This is a genomic window from Arthrobacter sp. NEB 688 (assembly GCF_013201035.1).
GTDB lineage: Bacteria > Actinomycetota > Actinomycetes > Actinomycetales > Dermatophilaceae > Phycicoccus.
This window is the reverse complement of the sequence record NZ_CP053707.1, coordinates 1,452,648-1,470,477: the sequence shown is the minus strand read 5'-3', so window position 1 is coordinate 1,470,477 and position 17,830 is coordinate 1,452,648. Positions and strand designations below refer to the sequence as shown.

Here is a 17,830-nt window from a genome sequence, read left to right as displayed (position 1 = left end):
CGAGCGGCCTCGGTACCGTGACGGCATGGACGTCGAGCCGCTGCCGGTGCCCGCGGGCGCGGAGGCCGTCTCCGTCCTGCCCCGGCTGCGCCGCGCCCTGGCCGGTGGCGGCGCCGTCGCCCCCTACGTCGCCGGGTCCCCGCCCCCCGAGCTGCCCGCCCGCGCGGCCGCCGCCGACGACCTCGCCGTCGTCGTCGGCACCTCCGGCTCGACCGGCACCCCCAAGCTCGCGATGCTCGGGGCCGCCGCGCTCGGCGCCAGCGCCCGGGCCACCCACGAGCGGCTCGGCGGCCCCGGGCAGTGGCTGCTCACCCTGCCCGCCGGCCACGTCGCCGGCCTCCAGGTGCTGCTGCGCGGCCTCGACGCCGACACCGAGCCGGTCGCCACCGACCTGCGCGACGGCTTCACCCCGCACTCCTTCACCGCGGCCGTGCGCCGGATGGACCCGCGGCACCGGCACTACACCTCGCTCGTGCCGACGCAGCTCGTCCGTCTGCTCGCCGACCCCGCTGCGACACAGGCGCTCACGTCGCTCCACGGTGTCCTCCTCGGGGGTGCGGCCACTCCCCCGGCGCTGCGCCGGCGGGCCGAGGCCGCCGGCGTGCGCATCCTCACGACGTACGGGATGAGCGAGACATGCGGCGGCTGCGTCTACGACGGCACGGCGCTGCGCGGCGTCGAGGTCCGGCTCGACGACGACGGGCGCATCCGGCTCGGCGGGGCCACCCTCGCCCACGGCTACCTCGGCCGCCCCGACCTCACCTTCCGGGCCTTCGCGGTCGACCCCGACGGCTCGCGCTGGTACCGCACCGACGACGCCGGGCACCTCGACGACGACGGCCGCCTGCACGTCGACGGCCGGCTCGACGACCTCGTGACGACCGGCGGGCTCAAGGTCGCGCCGCGCATCGTCGAGGAGGCCGCGCTCGAGCACGTGCCGGGGGTCATCGAGGCCGTCGTCGTCGGCACCCCCGACCCCGAGTGGGGCCAGGCGGTCAGCCTCCTCGTCGTCCCGGCGCCGGACGCGCGCCCGCTGTCGCTCGCCGAGGTCCGCGACCTGCTGCGCCCCCACCTGCCGGCGCACGCCCTCCCGCGCCGGGTGACGGCCGCGCCCGCACTCCCTCTGCGCGGCCCCGGCAAGCCGGACCGGGCCGCGGTGGCCGCTCTCTTCCCCGTGGGAGGATGACGGGGTGCTGCGGTTCCTGCCCGTCGTCCTCAGCCTGGCGCTGACGGTCTGGACCCTCGTCGACTGCATCCAGACCGACGACGGGTCCGTCCGCAACCTGCCCAAGATCGCCTGGATCCTCCTCATCCTGCTCTTCCCGCTCGTCGGGCCGATCGCCTGGCTGCTCGCCGGGCGTCCTGCCGGTCCGCTCCTCGGCCCGGGTCGGCCCGGCCGTGGCACCCCCGGCCCGACGCGGCGCCCGCCGCGCGGCCCCGACGACGACCCCGACTTCCTCAAGGGACTCTGACCGACCGATGGCCACTCTCGCCCAGTGGGTGGCGGGCGCCCGCCCGCGCACCCTGCCCGCCGCCGTCGCCCCCGTCGTCCTCGGCACCGCCGCCGCCCTGCGCGTCGGCGAGGCGGACGCCGGCCTCGCGCTGCTCGCCCTGCTCGTCGCCCTCTCGCTGCAGGTCGGCGTCAACTACGCCAACGACTACTCCGACGGCGTCCGCGGCACCGACGAGGTGCGCAGCGGGCCGGTCCGCCTCGTCGGCCAGCGGATCGCCGACCCGCGCCACGTCAAGATCGCGGCCTTCCTCTCCTTCGGCGCCGCCGGCGTCGTCGGGCTGGCGCTCGTCGCGCTCTCGCAGGCCTGGCTGATGCTCCCGCTCGGGGCGCTGGCCGTGCTCGCCGCGTGGCGCTACACCGGGGGCGACAACCCCTACGGCTACCGCGGCCTCGGCGAGGTCTACGTCTTCGTGTTCTTCGGCCTCATGGCGACGCTCGGCACCGAGTACACGCAGGCCGGGGCCATCTCGTGGTTCGGGGTCGCGGGCGCCGTCGGCGTCGGGGCCATCGCCTCGGGCATCCTCGTGGCGAACAACCTGCGCGACATCCCGACCGACGTCGAGCACGGCAAGCGGACCCTCGCGGTGCGGCTCGGCGACGCCCGCACCCGGATGTTCTACGGCGCGCTCGTCGGGGTGTCGGTGCTGGCCCTGGTCGTCATGGCGCTGTGGCAGCCGTGGGCGCTGCTCGGCCTGCTCGCGCTCGGCGTCGCGTGGCGCGGGGTGCGGGTCGTGCGCGCCGGCACGACCGGGCCCGGGCTCATCCCGGTGCTCGCCGCGACCGGGCTCTACGAGGTGGCCTACGCGGTCCTCGTCCTCGTCGGCGTGGCCCTCGGTCGCACCCTCGCCTGACCGAGACCCCACAGCCGCGCCCCCGCCCCACAGACCTCGACTGATTGCGAGTTCTGCTGCTCGACGCGCGCATCCGGCGGCGTGTCGGCGGCGGAACTCGCAACCAGTCGGATGCTCCCCGCCGTCGCGCCCCTCGGTCGAGGTGGAAGTCGACCACGAGACGGTCGGGTTTCACCTCGACCCACGTGGCGACGCATCGGTCGAGGAATCCGGCCACCATCTGGCGATGCCGAGATACCTCGACCCACCTACATCCCGACTGATTGCGAGTTCTGCTGCTCGACGCGCCCATCCCGCCGGCGTGTCGGCGGCGGAAGTCGCAACCAGTCGGATGCTCCCCGCCGTCGCGCCCCTCGGTCGAGGTGGAAGTCGACCACGACGAGGTCGGGTTTCACCTCGACCCGGGTGAGCCGGGAGTCAGCGGAAGTCGTCGTCCTCGGGCCGACCGGCCGTGGCGCCGTCGGTCGACGCAGCCGCCGACCCGGCGGACGAGCCGGACGTCGACGGGCGGACCGTGACCTCCTCGTCCTCGGCCTGCTCGTCGGTGCGCCGGTCGCCACCCTTCTCACGACGGACCGCCGCCCGGCGCTCGATGGTGTCGGACAGCTGCGCGGAGTAGTCCTGGCGGAAGCGGCGCAGCGCGACGTACGAGATGGCCATCGACAGCAGCGCCGAGAGGACGACGAGGAGCAGCAGCTGCTCCTCCGAGCGCAGACCGGCCAGCCACAGGGCCAGGACGCAGCCGAAGAAGATGAGCACGCGCAGGACGGTGTAGCGCAGGAAGGCGTTCATCGAGCGGGATCCCTCACATGCCCGAGTAGGAGTGCTGGCCGACGAAGAAGACGTTGACCACGGCGAAGTTGAGCAGCACGCAGACGAAGCCGGCGAGCGAGATCCAGACGGCGTTCTGGCGCTTCCAGCCGGTCGTGGCGCGGGCGTGCAGGTAGGCCGCGTAGACGGTCCAGATGACGAAGCTCCAGACCTCCTTGGGGTCCCAGTTCCAGTACGACCCCCACGCCTGGCGGGCCCAGATGGCGCCGGCGATGACGGTGAAGGTCCACATCGGGAAGGCGACGATGTGCGTCGCGTACGTCAGCCGCTCCAGCCCCTTGGCCGACGGCAGGCGCCGCATGAAGGCCGCCCGGCCGGTGGCCCCGCCCTCGCGCGCCTCGAGCCGGTCCTGGATGAGGTAGAGGATGCCGAGCGAGGCGCCGATCGTGAACACCGCGACCGACATCGTCGCGACGGTGACGTGGATGGCCAGCCACACCGAGCGCAGCGACGGCATGAGCTCGGAGGCGTCGGTGTACCAGACGGTGATGGCGGCGCCGAGGACGAGCAGCACCGGGCCGGTGACGAAGACCCCGAGCCAGCGCAGGTCGCGGCGGGTCGACCACGCGACATAGGCGAGCAGCGTGAACATCGCCCCGACGATGGCGAACTCGTACATGTTGCCGAGCGGCCAGCGGTGCACCTCGAGGGCGCGCAGCACGACGCCGGCGACGACGAGCAGCGTGCCGAGGACGGTCAGCGAGTGCCCGATGCCGGCGGCCTTGCGCGCGCCGGCCGGCTCGTCGGCCTTCTCGCTGGGGACGGCGGGCGCGCCACCGGCCGGTGCGGACCCGCCGCCGGCCGCGACGAGCTCGCGCTCGGGCGCCTCGACCGCGGCCTCGCGGGCCGGCACGACGCGGGCCAGGTACAGACCGTGCGCGAGCATCGCGAGGGTCAGGACGGCCATCGCCGAGTAGACGGACAGGTTCGACAGCTGCGCGAGCGTCAGGTCGGTCATCGGGTTCCTCCGGGTGCGGTGAGGACGGCGGCGACCTCGTCGGCCATCCCCTCGTCGTCGTCCTTGGCCAGGCCGCCGACGGAGACCACGGTACGACCCGTGCCCTCCTCGGGGCGAACCCGGACGAAGACCCGGCGGCGCCGGACGACGAGGCTGAGGACGAGCCCGGCGAGCGCGAGCAGCGCCGAGACGAGGGTGAGGGTCTTGCCGGGGTCGGTGCGGATCGAGAGGCCGGCGAAGCGCTCGACCCCGTCGAAGGTGATGGAGCCGCGCCCCTCGGGCAGCTCGTAGGTCTGGCCGGGCCGCAGGAGGATGCGCAGCTGGTCGGCGCCGTCCTTGCCGGGCAGCGGCTTCATCTTGGACACGTCGAGCGTGTAGACCGACTGCGGGCCACCGCCGGGGAACAGCGTCCCGGAGAACCCGCTGAGTGCCAGCTGCGGGTCGAGGGTGTCGGGGAAGGTGGAGTGCGGCCCGCGCTCGGAGTCGATGACACCGGTCGGCAGGAACAGCCCCGTGAAGCCGAGCTCGTCGGGCTGCGCCCCGGGCACCTTGATGGCGCCGACCGACGTGTAGTTGTTGTCCTGCGGGAGGAACGGCGTCGCCGAGGTGTAGATGGCCTTGCCGGCGGCGTTGCGCACGGTCACCTTCGGGGCGTAGCCGTTGCCGAGGAGGAAGACGCTGCCGCCGCCGGTCTCGAGCGGGTGGTTGACCGCGATCTCGCGCGCCTCGGTGCGACCCTCCGGCGTCGTGAAGGTCGTGTACGCCCGGAAGTCGCGCGGCATCCCGAACTGCCCGCGCCCGGTGTCCTCGGTCTCGAACTTCACGTCGAGCCGGTCCAGGCGGATCGAGTACGGCGAGAGGTCGTTGACGTCGACCCACGGGCCGGGGCTGAAGGTGTCGTACGACGAGAGGCTGTTGGCGAAGGTGTCGCCGACCGGGACGATGACGTCGCCCTTCCACCCGAGCAGGTGGCCCCACGCGACGCCGACGAGGACGCCGATGAGCGCGAGGTGGAAGACGAGGTTGCCGGTCTCCTTGAGGTAGCCCTTCTCGGCCGACAGCGAGGTGTCGTCGTGGGCGTGCACCCGGTAGCGCTTCGAGCGCAGGACGCCGCGCAGCCGCTCGCGCACCTCGTCGGGCGTCCCGTCGACGACCTCCTCGGTGTGCGCGGCGAGGCGCTCGAGCCGGCGCGGTGCCCGCGGCGGCCGCGAGCGCAGCTGGTGCCAGTGGATGCGGCTGCGGGGCGCGACGCACCCGATGAGCGAGACGAACAGGAGCAGGTAGATGGCCGCGAACCACGGCGACGCGTAGACCGCGAAGAACCCCAGCTTGTCGAGGATCGGACCGGCGGTCGGGTGGTCGGTGATGAACTGCGTCGTGCGCGCGGCGTCGATGGAGCGCTGCGGGAAGGTCGAGCCGGGGATGGCCGCGACCGAGAGCAGGAGCAGCAGGAACAGCGCGGTGCGCATGCTCGTCAGCTGCCGCCAGAGGAAGCGCAGCCAGCCGACGGCGCCGAGGCGCGGCTGCGCGACCGGCGTCCTCGGGGGCGTGCCGGACCCGGCGGCGGCCTCGGTCGTCGGGCGGTCGTCGGTCGTGCTCACAGGGACACCTCGAAGCCGGAGACGAGCTCGGTCTGCACCCAGGTGTTCATCGTCTCCCAGACGCCGGTGAGCATGAGCAGCCCGACGACGACGAGCAGGACGCCGCCGAGGAGCTGGATGGTGCGCATGTGCCGGCGCAGCCAGGCGGACGCGCGGCCGGCGCGGTCGAGCCCGGCCGCGACGAGCAGGAACGGCAGGCCCAGCCCGAGCCCGTAGGCGAGCGCGAGCGTGACCCCGCGGGTGACCTGGGCGTCGCCGGACGCGGTGGCCATCACGAGGACGGCGGCGAGGGTCGGGCCGGTGCACGGCGCCCAGCCGAGCGCGAACACGGCGCCGAGCACGGGCGCCCCGAGCAGACCGGCCCGCGGCCGCCAGTGGATGCGCACCTCGCGCTGGCTGCCGAGGCCGACGAACACCAGCCCCATGAGCACGACGACCGCCCCACCCACCCGCAGCAGCACCTCGCGGTGCTCGACGAGGACGCTGCCGACACCGGTGACGAAGATCGACCCGAGGACGAAGACGACGGTGAAGCCGACGACGAACAGCAGCGCCCCGGCGAGGGTGCGCCCGCGCGAGCGGTCGGCGGCCGACTCACCGGTCAGCCCGGTGACGTAGCCGAGGAAGCCGGGGACGAGCGGCAGCACGCAGGGGCTCGCGAACGAGACGAGCCCGGCGAGCGCGGCGACACCGACCGCGAGCGGGAGCGCCCCGCTCGTCACGGTGTCGCCGGTGGCGGCGACGAGGCCGGCGGTCACTTCTCCGCGACCACGTCGTCGACGAGGCCGGTGAGGGTCGTGGCGTCGACGGGGCCGTTGACCCGGGCGGCGATGCGTCCCTCGCGGTCGAGGACGAGGGTGCTCGGCGTCGTCGGGGCCTTGCCCTGGAGGCGCAGGATGAGCAGGCCCGGCTTGTCGCTGAGGCTCGGGTAGGTGATGCCCGCCTTGTCGACGAACGCCGCGCCGCGCTCGGCCTCCTCGCGGAAGTCGATGCCCATGAACTGCACGGGCGCCTTCTTGGCCTGCTGCTGCTCCCAGGCCTTCTGGAGGTCGGGCGCCTCGGCGACGCACGGGGCGCACCACGAGCCCCAGACGTTGAGGACGAGCACCTGCCCGCGGGTCGAGGTGATGTCCCACGGGGTGCCGTCGAGCAGGGTGCCCTGCATCGTCACCGGCTCTTGGCGGTCGGCGGCCGGGATGGTCTCGACGGCGCCGTCGCCGCTGATGTACCCCTTCTGGTCGCCGGCCTTCGCCTGCGCCGCAACCGAGTTGGGGTCGCTGCCGCAGCCGGCGAGGGCGAGCGCGACGAGGGCCGCGGCGCCGAGCGCGGCCCGGCGGGAGGGCGTCCGGCTCATGCGCCGGCCCCCTTCTGCGCGCGCGGCAGCAGCTGGGCCGCGGGCTCGGCGTACGAGAGCGAGAGCAGCTCGTCGCCGAGGAAGGTCAGCGAGGTGAGGCTCGCGAGGGAACACTCGCGGCGGGCGGGGTTGTGCACGAGGGGGCGTCCTTCGGTGGCGAGCCGGATCATCCAGATCGGCGCCTGGTGGCTGACGATGACCGCCTCGTGGCCGCGGGCGGCGGCCCGGGCGTCGACGATGGCGGCACGCATCCGGTCGACGATCTCGCCGTAGGGCTCGCCCCACGACGGACGCAGCGGGTTGAGCATCTTCGTCCACAGGCGCGGGTGGCGCAGCAGCCCCTGGCCGCCGGCGACCGGCAGGCCCTCGAACGCGTTGCCGGCCTCGAGCACCCGCTCGTCGAGCGTGACCGTGAGGTCGTGGCCGGCCGCGATCGGGGCCGCCGTCTCCTGCGCCCGCTCGAGCGGGCTGGAGACGACGTGGACGACGTCGTGGTCGGCGAGGTGCTCGGCCGCGAGCTCGGCCATGTGGCGCCCGAGCTCGGAGAGGTGGAAGCCGGGCAGCCGCCCGTAGAGGACCTGCCCGGGGTTGTGCACCTCGCCGTGCCGCAGCAGGTGCACGGTCGTGCGCTGCGGCTCGGCGGGGACGGCGCCACCGGAGGTCGGGGTCATGCTCGCGATTGTCGCAAACCCACCTGAGTGCCGCGGACGGGGTTCGACACCGCCGCGGCGACCCGGGTGGCGGTCAGCCGGCGGCCGCCGCGGCGGCGGCACCGGGCAGTGCGTCGAGGACGCGCTGGACGGCCGCGTCGTCGTGCGAGGCCGAGACGAACCAGCACTCGTAGGCGCTCGGCGGGAGGTAGACGCCGGCCGAGAGCATCGCGTGGAAGAAGCGGCCGAACGCGGCGGTGTCCTGGTCGCGGGCGTCGTCGTAGTCGCGCACCTCGCCGTCGCGGAAGAAGACGGAGAACATCGACGACGCGTACTGGACGTGGTGCGCGACACCGGCGGCCGAGAGGGCCTCCGACGCCGCCGTGCTGATGGCGCGCGACACCTCGTCGAGGCGGGCGTAGACGGCGTCGTCGCAGTGCTGGAGGGTCGCGAGGCCGGCGGCGGTCGCGACGGGGTTCCCGCTCAGGGTGCCGGCCTGGTAGACCGGCCCGTCGGGTGCGAGGAGGGCCATGACGTCGGCGCGGCCGCCGAACGCCGCGGCGGGGAAGCCTCCGCCCATCACCTTGCCGAAGGTCAGCAGGTCCGGGGCGAGGTCGAGGCCCTCGTGGCCCCACCAGCCGGCGCGGCTGCACCGGAAGCCGGTCATCACCTCGTCCGAGACGAGCAGCGCGCCGTGCGCGGCGGTGACCCGGCGCAGGGCCTCGGTGAACCCGGGCTGCGGCGCGACGACGCCCATGTTGCCGGCCGCGGCCTCGGTGATGACGCACGCGACCTCGTCGCCGCGGGCCGCGAAGAGCGCCTCGAGCGCGGCGACGTCGTTGTAGGGCAGGACGACCGTCTCGGCGGCCACCGACGCGGGGACGCCGGCGGAGTCGGGCAGCGCGAGGGTGGCGACGCCCGAGCCCGCCGCGACGAGGAGGGAGTCGACGTGGCCGTGGTAGTGCCCGGCGAACTTGACGACGAGCGCGCGGCCGGTGAAGCCGCGGGCCAGGCGGATGGCGCTCATCGTCGCCTCGGTGCCGCTGCTCACGAGGCGGACCCGCTCGACGGGGTCGACGCGGGCGACGATCTCCTCGGCGAGCGCGACCTCGTTCTCGCTCGGTGTGCCGAAGGACGTGCCGCGCGAGGCGGCGGTGTGGACGGCGTCGAGCACGGCCGGGTGCGCGTGGCCGAGGATCATCGGGCCCCAGCTGCCGACGAGGTCGACGTACTCGTGGCCGTCGGCATCGGTGAGGAGCGGTCCCTCGCCGCGGACCATGAAGCGGGGCGTGCCACCGACGGAGCGGAAGGCGCGGACCGGGCTGTTGACGCCGCCGGGGGTGACGGCGCGCGCCCGGGCGAGGAGGGCGGCGGAGGCGGGGGCCTCGTCAGCGGCGGAGGGGGCGGGGGTGGAGTCGGTCACCGTCCCATTGTCGGGTCAGCAGGGCTCGCAGGGGGATGCCGGGGTCGTCGGGTCGCTGGCGTACGCCTCGCGCACGGCCTCCATCGCCTCGCCGAGCGCCCGGAACTGGTACGGGGTGAGGACGTCGACGAGGTGGCGGCGCACGCTCGCGACGTGCGCGGCGGCCAGGTCCTCGACGGCGGCGAGCCCCTCGTCGGTCAGCTCGAGGACGACCCCGCGGCCGTCGTCCGGGGCGGGGCTGCGGCGCACCCAGCCTCGCCGTTCGAGGCGGCCGGCGGTGTGCGTGACCCGGCTGCGCGACTGCACGACGATCTCGGCGAGCGCGGACATCCGCAGGCGGCGGCCGTCGGCCTCGGAGAGCATCGAGAGCAGCTCGTAGTCGGAGATGCTCACGCCGTGCCGGGAGAGGTCGCGGTCGAGGGCGGTGTCGAGCTCACGGTTGCCGCGCAGGTACGCGCGCCACCACCGCTGCTCGTCGGCCGCCAGCCACCGCGTCGTCTCCACCTGTTCATCGTCGCACGGATGGGGAGGCGGAATAGCCGGAGATGGTGCATAGTTGAAGCGTCAACTACCGCACGACCCCCTCTCTTGAAGGAGCACCACCCATGAGCGACACCCTCACCGGCCTCTCCGCCGGCACCTGGACCATCGACCCCACCCACACCGAGGTCGGCTTCGTCGCCCGTCACCTCATGGTGAGCAAGGTCCGCGGCTCGTTCACCGACGTCTCCGGCACCGTCGTCGTCGGCGAGTCCCTCGCGGACTCCACCGCCGAGGTCGTCATCAAGACCGCCTCCGTCGCCACCGGCACCGCCGACCGTGACGGCCACCTGCGCAGCGGCGACTTCTTCGACTCCGAGACCCACCCGGACATGACGTTCCGCTCGACCTCGTTCGACGGCTCCACCCTCACCGGCGACCTGACCATCAAGGGCATCACCAAGCCGGTCTCCCTCGACGTCGACTTCGGCGGCGTCGCCACCGACCCGTGGGGCAACGAGAAGGCGGCCTTCGAGGCCTCCGGCGAGCTCGACCGCACCCAGTGGGGCCTCACCTGGAACGCCAACCTCGAGAAGGGCGGCGTCCTCGTCTCCGAGAAGATCAAGCTCGTCATCGACCTCCAGCTCGCCAAGCAGGCCTGAGCGAGGTCCCTCCGCGCGCGGCACCGCTCCCTCCGGCGAGCCGCCCCGGGCCGCCCGTCGTGCAGGGACGACGGGCAGCGCCCACCGACCGCCCGTCACGCACCGCGTGGCGGGCGGTCCGTCGTCCCGAGGCCGGCGGCCCGCGAGGGGAGGCAACACGCAGACGAGCGAGGCCATCCCTCGGCGTGTCACCTCCCCTCGACCGACCCGACCGTCGGATGACCTCGCACGTGCCGGGTTATCGCTGCCCACCCAGGCGCCCGACCACGAAAAGCCCGCACGTGCCGGGTTATCGCTGTCCGCTCGAGAACCCGACCGCGATAAGCCCGCACGTGCCGGGATGTCGCCGCGCCCACCCCGCGACCCCAGGCCGACCGCGATAAGCCCGCACGTGCGGGGTTGTCGCTGCCCGCGCCGCGCCCGGACCGCGATAACCCCGCACGTGCGGGATGGCCCCATCCCTTCGTATCGCCTGTTTGAGAATGATTGTCATTCTGGTCTAGGGTCGCGGCCATGCGACCACGCCTGAGTGCCCTGCGCACCGCCGCCCTCCTCCTCGCCCCTGCCGTCGTCCTCGCGGGCTGCGCGTCCGACCCCACCTCCCCCGCCGCTGCGCCGACCTCGATCCCGTCCGCCAGCGTCGGAGGCGACGAGCGCGAGGTCCGCGGCGTCGAGCCGCGCGTCCTGCTCGCGCACGAGGCTGGGCTCACCCTCGTCGACGCGACGACCGGCGAGACCGTGCGCGAGGACGCCCGCGAGGGCTTCCTCCGCCTGAGCGACGCCGGCGACGGGCGCCGCGTCGTCGTCGCGGACGGCGACGCGTTCCGGGTGTACGACACCGGGATCGAGCGCCAGCCGCACGGTGACCACGACCACGCCTTCGAGTACACCCCGGGCCTGACCGACGTCGCGTACACCGCCGCGCACGCCGGCCACGTCGTGCCGCACGAGGGGATGACCGCGCTCTTCGGCGACGGCGACGGCTCGGTGCAGCTCGTGCCGACCGAGCAGATCGGCTCGGACGTCGCCCCGGTGCAGCGCTCGACGACGCCCGCGCCGCACCACGGGGTCGCCGTCCCCGTCGAGGACGGGCTGCTCGTGACCGACGGCACCGAGGAGGCGCGCTCGAGCATCCGGCTGGTCCGCGACGGGACGGAGGTCACCCGGACCGACGACTGTGCCGGTGTGCACGGCGAGGCCGCGGCCGCCCCCGACGCGGACGGCGACGTCGTGCTCTTCGGCTGCGAGGACGGCCCGGTCGTGTACCGCGGCGGCGAGTTCCACAAGGTCCCCGTCCGCGACGACTACGCGCGCACCGGCAACGCCGCGGGCAGCCCTGCCTCCCCCGTCGTCCTCACCGACTACAAGGTCGACCCGGACGCCGACCCGGTCGAGCGCACGACGCGCGTCGCGCTCGTCGACACCCGCACCGACCGCCTGCGCCTGGTCGACCTCGGCTCGTCGTACTGGTTCCGCTCGCTCGCCCGCGGCGCCGACGGCGAGGGCGTCGTCCTGACCTACGACGGCTCCCTGGCCGTCCTCGACGTCGACGACTCGACCGTCGAGCGCCGCATCCCCGTCATCGCGCCGTGGCAGGAGAAGGACGACTGGCAGCAGCCGGGTCCGGTGCTGCGGGTCGTCGGCGACACCGCGTTCGTCACCGACGCGGAGAAGAAGGAGCTCGTCGTGGCCGACCTCGGCACCGGCAAGATCCTCGCCCGGCATGCGCTCGAGCACACCCCGGTCGAGATGGTCGCGGTCACCGGCGAGGCGCCGCACGCCCACGCGCACTGACCCGGACGCGGGCTACACCGCAGTAAGCGTCGCCAGAGCAGCACGCACTGCGGTGTAGCCGGCACCCGTGGACTGGGGAAAGCGCTCAGAGGCGCCGGGCGGCCTCGATCGCGTGGTAGCTGAGGATGATGCTCGCGCCGGCCCGGCGGATGCCGAGCAGCGCCTCCATCATGACCCGCTCGCGGTCGATCCAGCCCCGCTCGGCGGCGGCCTCGATCTGGGCGTACTCGCCCGAGATCTGGTAGGCCGCGACGGGCACCGGCGAGACCGCGGCGGCCGCGGCGACGACGTCGAGGTGCGGCCCGGCGGGCTTGACCATGACGATGTCGGCGCCCTCGGCGATGTCGGCCTCGAGCTCGCGCAGCGCCTCGCGACCGTTCGCCGGGTCCTGCTGGTAGGTCGAGCGGTCCCCGACGAGCGAGGACTGCACGGCCTCGCGGAAGGGCCCGTAGAGCCCCGAGGTGTACTTCGCGGCGTAGGCGAGGATCGCGGTGTCGGTGTACCCGGCGGCGTCGAGGGCCGCGCGGACGAAGCCGACCTGGCCGTCCATCATCCCGGACAGGCCGAGGACGGGGGTGCCGGTCGCGGCCTGCGCGAGGGCCATCGCGGCGTACCGCTCGAGCGTCGCGTCGTTGTCGACCGAGCCGTCGGCCGCGAGCACGCCGCAGTGGCCGTGGTCGGTGAACTCGTCGAGGCAGAGGTCGCTCATGACGACGAGGTCGTCACCGACCGCCTCGACGACCCGCGAGAGGCCGACGTTGAGGATGCCGTCGGGGTCGTCGGCGCCCGAGCCGCGCGCGTCCTTGGCCGTGGGCACGCCGAAGAGCATGATCCCGCCGAGCCCGGCGTCGACGCAGCGCCGCGCCTCCTCGACGAGCGAGTCGAGCGTGTGCTGCACGACGCCCGGCATCGCCGAGATGGAGACCGGGGCGTCGATGCCCTCGCGGACGAAGACCGGAAGGACGAGCTCGGCCGGGTGCAGACGCGTCTCGGCGACGAGCCGGCGCAGCGCCGGGGTGCGGCGCAGCCGGCGGGGCCGCCCGACCGGGAACGGCGCCCCCGGCAGTGGGAGGCCCGCCGTCACGTCGCGCGCTTCCGGCCGCCGGCGCGACGCTGGCTCGGGCGCACGACCTCCTCGCCGGCCTCGGTGGCGTCGAGGGCGAGCGAGCGGCCGTGGTCGGCGAGCGCGTCGACGAGCGCCGCGGCGCTCGGCTCCGGCGCGAGGACGTCGACCCGCAGGCCGTGCTCCTCGGCGGTCTTCGCGGTGGCCGGCCCGATGCACGCGATGACGGTGCTCGGGTGCGGCTTGCCGGCGATGCCGACGAGGTTGCGCACGGTCGAGCTCGACGTGAAGAGCACGGCGTCGAAGGCACCGGACTTGATGGCGTCGCGGACCGGCGCGGGCGGCGGGGCGGCCCGGACGGTGCGGTAGGCCGTCACGTCGTCGACCTCCCAGCCGTTGTCCTGCAGGCCGGCGACGAGGGTGTCGGTGGCGATGTCGGCGCGCGGGAGGAAGACCCGGTCGATCGGGTCGAGGTCGGCGTCGAACGGCGGCCACACGTCGAGCAGGCCCTGGGCGGACTGCTCCTCGGCGGGGACGAGGTCGGGGTTGATGCCCCACTCGCGCAGCGCGTCGGCGGTGACGCCACCGACGGCGGCGACCTTCAGCCCGGCGAACGAGCGGGCGTCGAGGCCGAACTCGTCGAACTTCTCGCGGATGGCGCGCACTGCGTTGACCGAGGTGAACCCGACCCACTCGTAGCGGCCGGTGACCATGCCCTTGACGGCGCGCTCGAGCTGCTGCGGGGTGCGCGGCGGCTCGACCGAGATGGTCGGGACGATCTCGGCGTGGGCGCCGTGGTGCTCCAGGCGCGCGGTCATCGAGCCGGACTGCTCCTTGGTGCGCGGCACGAGGACCGACCAGCCGTAGAGCGGCTTGGTCTCGAACCACGAGAGGGCGTCGCGCATCCGCACGGTGTCGCCGACGACCGCGAGGACCGGGAAGCGGCCGGCGGCCATGACGGCCGGGGCCTCGCCGAGGGTGGTGACGACGGTGCGCTGCTCGGTCGTCGTGCCGCGCTCGGTCAGGGCGACCGGGGTGGCGGCGTCGCGGCCGGCGTCCAGGAGCGCCTGGAGCGCGACCGAGGCGCGGTCCGGGGCGCCGAGGACGACGACGGTGACGGAGGCGTCGACCCCGCCCGCGACGTGCGGCGTGCCGGGGCCGGCGACGACGACGTGGACGGCGGAGGTGGACTTCGCGGTGAGCGGCACGCCGGCGTAGGCGGGCACGGCGCTCAGGCTGCTGACGCCCGGCACGACCTCGAAGGAGATGCCGGCCTTGACGAGCGCCTGCGCCTCCTCGGCGAGACCGTTGAAGACGGCCGGGTCGCCGTCCATCAGCCGGACGACGAGGCCGCCGGCGTGCGCCTTGGCGGCCTTGACGACGAGCTTGGCGCGCGAGGCCTGGGTCAGGGCCTCGCCCTGGTCACCGTGGCCGGCGTCGACGACCTCGACGCCCTCGCGGGCGTGCCGCAGGGCGATCGCCTCACGGGCGACCTGGTCGATGACGACGGCGTCGGCCGCGGCGAGCAGCTCGACGGCACGCACCGTGAGCAGGCCGGGGTCGCCCGGGCCGCCGCCGACGAAGGCGACGCGCGCGGGGACGCGGGAGGGGCGGGTGGACGAGCGCGTGGGGCTCACTGGGCACGCTCCGTGACGGATCGGTCGGTGGACGTGGGCATGAGGTCGGCGGCGCCGTCCTCGAGGAGGAGGCGAGCCGTCCTCCGGCCGAGGTCTGCGGCCTCGGCGGGGTCACCGGTCAGGGACCGGCGCAGGTCGTGGGAGCCGTCGGGGGCGGCGACGACGGCCCGCAGCGACAGCTCGGGCCCGTCCACCCCCTCGACGACCTCGGCGAGCGCTCCGACCGGTGCGGAGCAGCCGGCCTCGAGCTCGGCGAGCAGGGTGCGCTCGGCGGTGACGCAGGCGCGGGCGTCGGCGTCCTCGAGCGGGGCGACGGCGGCGCGGGTGGCGTCGTCGTCTCTGCGGACCTCGACCGCGAGCGCGCCCTGGCCGGGGGCCGGGAGCACCTGGAGCGGGTCGAGGAGCTCGGTCACCTCGTCGGCGCGGCCGAGCCGGCGCAGGCCGGCGGCCGCGAGGACGACGGCGTCGAGCCGGCCCTCGTGGACCGCCCGCAGCCGGGTGTCGACGTTGCCGCGCAGCTCGGTGAGGACCAGGCCGAGGCCGAGGGCCTCGATCTGGGCCCGCCGGCGCGGGGAGCCGGTCCCGACGGTCGCACCGGCCGGCAGCTCGCCGAGGGTCAGGCCGTCACGGGCGACGAGGGCGTCGCGGACGTCCTCGCGGACCGGGACGGCCGCGATGTCGACGCGGGGGTCCGGCGCGGTCGGCAGGTCCTTGAGCGAGTGGACCGCGAGGTCGACCCGGCCGTCGGCGAGGGCCTCGCGCAGCGCGGAGACGAACACGCCGGTGCCGCCGAGCTGGGCCAGCGGGGTGGTGCGGTCGCGGTCGCCCTCGGTCGTGATCTCGACGAGCTCGACCTCGTGCCCGAGGGCGCGCAGGCGGTCGGCGACCCAGGTGGACTGGGTCGTCGCGAGGGCCGAGCGGCGGGTGCCGAGGCGCAGGGTGCTCATACGCCCTCCCCCGGGATGGCCGGCGGCGCCGAGACGAGCGAGACGTCGCGTGGGTCGAGGTCGAACAGCTCGGACAGGGCGCGGGCGTAGCTGCCGCCCTGGCCGTCGCGGGCGAGCTCCTTGACCCGGACGGTCGGGGTGTGGAGCAGCTTGTCGACGACGCGCTCGACGGCGCGGCGGACCTCGGCCCGCTCGTGCTCGTCGAGGCCGGGCGTGCGCCGCTCGAGGCGGGTGAGCTCGGCGTCGACGACCTCGCCGGCGCGGGCGCGCAGCGCGGTGACGGTCGGGGCGACGGCCTGCGCGGAGCGCTGGACGAGGTAGGTGGCGACCTCGGCGGTCACGAGCTCGCGGGCCACGGTGACCTGCGGGGCCGACCCCGCCTCGGCGAGGTCCTCGCCGAGCTCGGCGAGCCCGACGCGGGTGGCGCCGTCGAGGAGGTCGACGTCGAGCTCGACGTCGTGGGGCAGGGCGAGGTCGATGTACACCTGCGGGCGGCCGCCGCGCGCCGCGAGGGCGGCGGAGACGTGCTCGGCGGTGACGACCTGGCCGCGCGCGCCGGTCGAGGCGATGACGACGTCGGCCTGCGCGAGCGCCTCGGTCAGCTCGGCGAGCGGCCGGGCGGTGCCCCCGACGCGCTCGGCGACGCCCACGGCGCGGTCGGGGTTGCGGTTGAGCACGACGACCTCGCGGGCGCCGTGCCGCGCGACGGTGGTCGCGGCGAGCGCGCCCATCCCGCCGGCGCCGACGACGAGCACCGACAGCGCCCCGAGACCACCGAGGGCGGCCTCGGCGCGGGTGATGCCGGCCTGGACGAGCGAGCCGCTCACGAGGTCGATCTCGGTCTCGGAGTGGACCCGCTTGGCCACGCGCAGCGCCTGCTGGAGGAGTCCGTTGACGGCGGGTCCGACGTGACCGTGCTTCTGGGCGCGCGAGAGGCTGCGCCGCACCTGGCCGAGGATCTGCGCCTCGCCGACGGCCATCGAGTCCAGGCCCGCCGCGACGGTGAAGGCGTGGGCGATGCCGCGGTCCTCGTAGTGCACGTAGAGGTGCGGCTGCAGGTCGGCGCGGTCGACCGAACAGGCCTGTGCGAGAGCGTTGGTGATGTCGACGAGCGCCCCGTGGAAGGTGAGGCTCTCGGCGATGACCTCGGTGCGGTTGCACGTCGAGAGGACGACCGCCTCGGTGATGTGCTCCGAGCGCAGGACCGCGCTCTCGAGGTCGGTCGCGGCGGGACCGTCGAGCGCCACCGACTCGAGGAGCCCGAGCGGCGCCCCGTGGTGGGAGAGGCCGAGGACGACGAGGCTCACGGCGCCACCGCCTCGGCGACGGCGAGCCGCTGGCCGTGGAACGCGAGGATCTGCAGCTCGGTCGAGAGGTCGACGGTGCGCACGGCGACGTCGTCGGGCACCGACAGCAGCACCGGCGCGAAGTTGAGCAGGGAGCGGATGCCGGCGGCGACGAGCGCGTCGCAGGCGTCCTGCGCGCCGTCGGAGGCCGTGGCGATGACGCCGACCGACAGCCCCTCGTCCCGGACGAGCACCGGCAGGTCGGTCATCGGGCGCACGACGCGGCCGGAGACCTCCTCGCCGACGAGGCGCTCGTCGCGGTCGAGCAGCGCGATGACGCGGAAGCCGCGCTCGGCGAACCCGCGGTAGGCGGCGAGCGCCCGGCCGAGGTTGCCCATCCCGACGATGGCGACCGGCCAGTCCTGGGTCAGCCCGAGGGCCGCGGCGATCTCGGAGGCGAGGCGCTCGACGTCGTAGCCGACCCCGCGCACGCCGTAGCTGCCGAGGTGCGAGAGGTCCTTGCGGAGCATCGCCGAGCTGACGCCGGCCGCGCTCGCGAGCTCTTCCGAGCTGACCGAGGCGATGCCGGCGTCGGCGAGGGCGGTGAGGGCTCGCAGGTACCCCGGCAGACGGGCCACCGACGCGTCCGGGATGCCCCGGCGGGTGGCTGCTGCGGTGGACACAGGCGGTCACCGACTCCTTTCGCGGGTCACGGGCTGCGGCGAGGGGCGCGGCAGAACGCCGCACCATCGCCCGTGGAACCCGGTCAGCCTACGACTT

General features: G+C 74.7%; 18 protein-coding genes. 5 read left to right on the top strand and 13 right to left on the bottom strand.

What is annotated here, in order from left to right:
• The first annotated feature begins 25 nt into the window (after positions 1-25).
• From menE to HL663_RS07005, 3 genes are read left to right on the top strand one after another with little or no spacing between them, the layout of a single operon-like run.
• The gene (gene menE, locus HL663_RS07015) at positions 26-1,186 is read left to right on the top strand and encodes an o-succinylbenzoate--CoA ligase (RefSeq protein ID WP_173027684.1); all 1,161 of its coding nucleotides are present in this window, start codon (positions 26-28) and stop codon (positions 1,184-1,186) included.
• Positions 1,187-1,190: 4 nt separating this feature from the next.
• Entirely contained in the window at positions 1,191-1,472 is a 282-nt protein-coding gene (locus tag HL663_RS07010) for a PLD nuclease N-terminal domain-containing protein (protein WP_173027683.1), read from the top strand.
• Between the two features lie 7 nt (positions 1,473-1,479).
• Positions 1,480-2,364 (top strand): 1,4-dihydroxy-2-naphthoate polyprenyltransferase, encoded by an 885-nt coding sequence (locus tag HL663_RS07005; protein ID WP_173027682.1) that lies wholly within the window; start codon positions 1,480-1,482, stop codon positions 2,362-2,364.
• A 417-nt stretch (positions 2,365-2,781) separates the two neighbouring features.
• On the opposite strand, the gene HL663_RS07000 is transcribed toward HL663_RS07005, so the two are convergent.
• From HL663_RS07000 to HL663_RS06965, 8 genes are all read right to left on the bottom strand, one after another.
• A complete protein-coding gene (locus HL663_RS07000) occupies positions 2,782-3,156 on the bottom strand; it encodes a DUF4229 domain-containing protein (RefSeq protein ID WP_173027681.1) in 375 nt (124 codons plus the stop codon).
• 13 nt (positions 3,157-3,169) lie between these two features.
• Complete coding sequence (gene ccsB / locus HL663_RS06995; RefSeq protein WP_173027680.1) at positions 3,170-4,153, bottom strand: c-type cytochrome biogenesis protein CcsB; 984 nt, start codon at positions 4,151-4,153, stop codon at positions 3,170-3,172.
• Positions 4,150-5,754, bottom strand: coding sequence for a cytochrome c biogenesis protein ResB (resB, locus tag HL663_RS06990; RefSeq protein ID WP_286175992.1), 1,605 nt, complete (start codon positions 5,752-5,754; stop codon positions 4,150-4,152). The genes ccsB and resB overlap by 4 nt, the downstream gene beginning before the upstream one ends.
• Positions 5,751-6,512, bottom strand: a complete 762-nt coding sequence (locus HL663_RS06985) for a cytochrome c biogenesis CcdA family protein (RefSeq protein ID WP_173027679.1) — start codon at positions 6,510-6,512, stop codon at positions 5,751-5,753. Before HL663_RS06985 ends, resB begins: the two co-directional genes overlap by 4 nt.
• Positions 6,509-7,108 (bottom strand): TlpA family protein disulfide reductase, encoded by a 600-nt coding sequence (locus HL663_RS06980; RefSeq protein WP_173027678.1) that lies wholly within the window; start codon positions 7,106-7,108, stop codon positions 6,509-6,511. The genes HL663_RS06985 and HL663_RS06980 overlap by 4 nt, the downstream gene beginning before the upstream one ends.
• Positions 7,105-7,779: a histidine phosphatase family protein gene (locus tag HL663_RS06975; RefSeq protein WP_173027677.1), complete on the bottom strand. Its 675-nt coding sequence runs from the start codon at positions 7,777-7,779 to the stop codon at positions 7,105-7,107. Before HL663_RS06975 ends, HL663_RS06980 begins: the two co-directional genes overlap by 4 nt.
• Before the next feature lie 73 nt (positions 7,780-7,852).
• A complete protein-coding gene (gene hemL / locus HL663_RS06970) occupies positions 7,853-9,181 on the bottom strand; it encodes a glutamate-1-semialdehyde 2,1-aminomutase (RefSeq protein WP_173027676.1) in 1,329 nt (442 codons plus the stop codon).
• Between the two features lie 15 nt (positions 9,182-9,196).
• Entirely contained in the window at positions 9,197-9,685 is a 489-nt protein-coding gene (locus HL663_RS06965; RefSeq protein WP_173027675.1) for a MarR family winged helix-turn-helix transcriptional regulator, read from the bottom strand.
• Between the two features lie 101 nt (positions 9,686-9,786).
• Between HL663_RS06965 and HL663_RS06960 the strand changes: the two genes are divergently transcribed.
• Both HL663_RS06960 and HL663_RS06955 read left to right on the top strand, forming a co-directional pair.
• A complete protein-coding gene (locus tag HL663_RS06960) occupies positions 9,787-10,323 on the top strand; it encodes a YceI family protein (protein ID WP_173027674.1) in 537 nt (178 codons plus the stop codon).
• A 513-nt stretch (positions 10,324-10,836) separates the two neighbouring features.
• Complete coding sequence (locus tag HL663_RS06955; RefSeq protein WP_286175991.1) at positions 10,837-12,117, top strand: hypothetical protein; 1,281 nt, start codon at positions 10,837-10,839, stop codon at positions 12,115-12,117.
• Between the two features lie 85 nt (positions 12,118-12,202).
• Here HL663_RS06955 and hemB read toward each other — a convergent pair whose 3' ends face one another.
• Genes hemB through HL663_RS06930 form a run of 5 tightly spaced genes read right to left on the bottom strand, consistent with a single transcriptional unit; the run spans position 12,203 to position 17,733 of the window.
• Positions 12,203-13,201, bottom strand: coding sequence for a porphobilinogen synthase (gene hemB, locus HL663_RS06950; protein WP_173027673.1), 999 nt, complete (start codon positions 13,199-13,201; stop codon positions 12,203-12,205).
• Complete coding sequence (locus HL663_RS06945) at positions 13,198-14,817, bottom strand: bifunctional uroporphyrinogen-III C-methyltransferase/uroporphyrinogen-III synthase (RefSeq protein WP_173027672.1); 1,620 nt, start codon at positions 14,815-14,817, stop codon at positions 13,198-13,200. The genes hemB and HL663_RS06945 overlap by 4 nt, the downstream gene beginning before the upstream one ends.
• Positions 14,814-15,764, bottom strand: coding sequence for a hydroxymethylbilane synthase (gene hemC / locus HL663_RS06940; RefSeq protein WP_173027671.1), 951 nt, complete (start codon positions 15,762-15,764; stop codon positions 14,814-14,816). The genes HL663_RS06945 and hemC overlap by 4 nt, the downstream gene beginning before the upstream one ends.
• Entirely contained in the window at positions 15,761-17,071 is a 1,311-nt protein-coding gene (locus HL663_RS06935) for a glutamyl-tRNA reductase (RefSeq protein WP_173027670.1), read from the bottom strand. The genes hemC and HL663_RS06935 overlap by 4 nt, the downstream gene beginning before the upstream one ends.
• Positions 17,068-17,733: a redox-sensing transcriptional repressor Rex gene (locus HL663_RS06930; protein ID WP_173027669.1), complete on the bottom strand. Its 666-nt coding sequence runs from the start codon at positions 17,731-17,733 to the stop codon at positions 17,068-17,070. Before HL663_RS06930 ends, HL663_RS06935 begins: the two co-directional genes overlap by 4 nt.
• Positions 17,734-17,830: the final 97 nt, after the last annotated feature.

Bases quoted from the DNA above. Each gene is read 5' to 3' on its own strand.
- HL663_RS06960 (WP_173027674.1), top strand. From the start codon at position 9,787: ATGAGCGACACCCTCACCGGCCTCTCCGCCGGCACCTGGACCATCGAC.
- HL663_RS07000 (WP_173027681.1), bottom strand. From the start codon at position 3,156: ATGAACGCCTTCCTGCGCTACACCGTCCTGCGCGTGCTCATCTTCTTC.
- HL663_RS06980 (WP_173027678.1), bottom strand. From the start codon at position 7,108: ATGAGCCGGACGCCCTCCCGCCGGGCCGCGCTCGGCGCCGCGGCCCTC.
- menE (WP_173027684.1), top strand. From the start codon at position 26: ATGGACGTCGAGCCGCTGCCGGTGCCCGCGGGCGCGGAGGCCGTCTCC.
- HL663_RS06975 (WP_173027677.1), bottom strand. From the start codon at position 7,779: ATGACCCCGACCTCCGGTGGCGCCGTCCCCGCCGAGCCGCAGCGCACG.
- HL663_RS07005 (WP_173027682.1), top strand. From the start codon at position 1,480: ATGGCCACTCTCGCCCAGTGGGTGGCGGGCGCCCGCCCGCGCACCCTG.
- ccsB (WP_173027680.1), bottom strand. From the start codon at position 4,153: ATGACCGACCTGACGCTCGCGCAGCTGTCGAACCTGTCCGTCTACTCG.
- HL663_RS06955 (WP_286175991.1), top strand. From the start codon at position 10,837: ATGCGACCACGCCTGAGTGCCCTGCGCACCGCCGCCCTCCTCCTCGCC.
- hemC (WP_173027671.1), bottom strand. From the start codon at position 15,764: ATGAGCACCCTGCGCCTCGGCACCCGCCGCTCGGCCCTCGCGACGACC.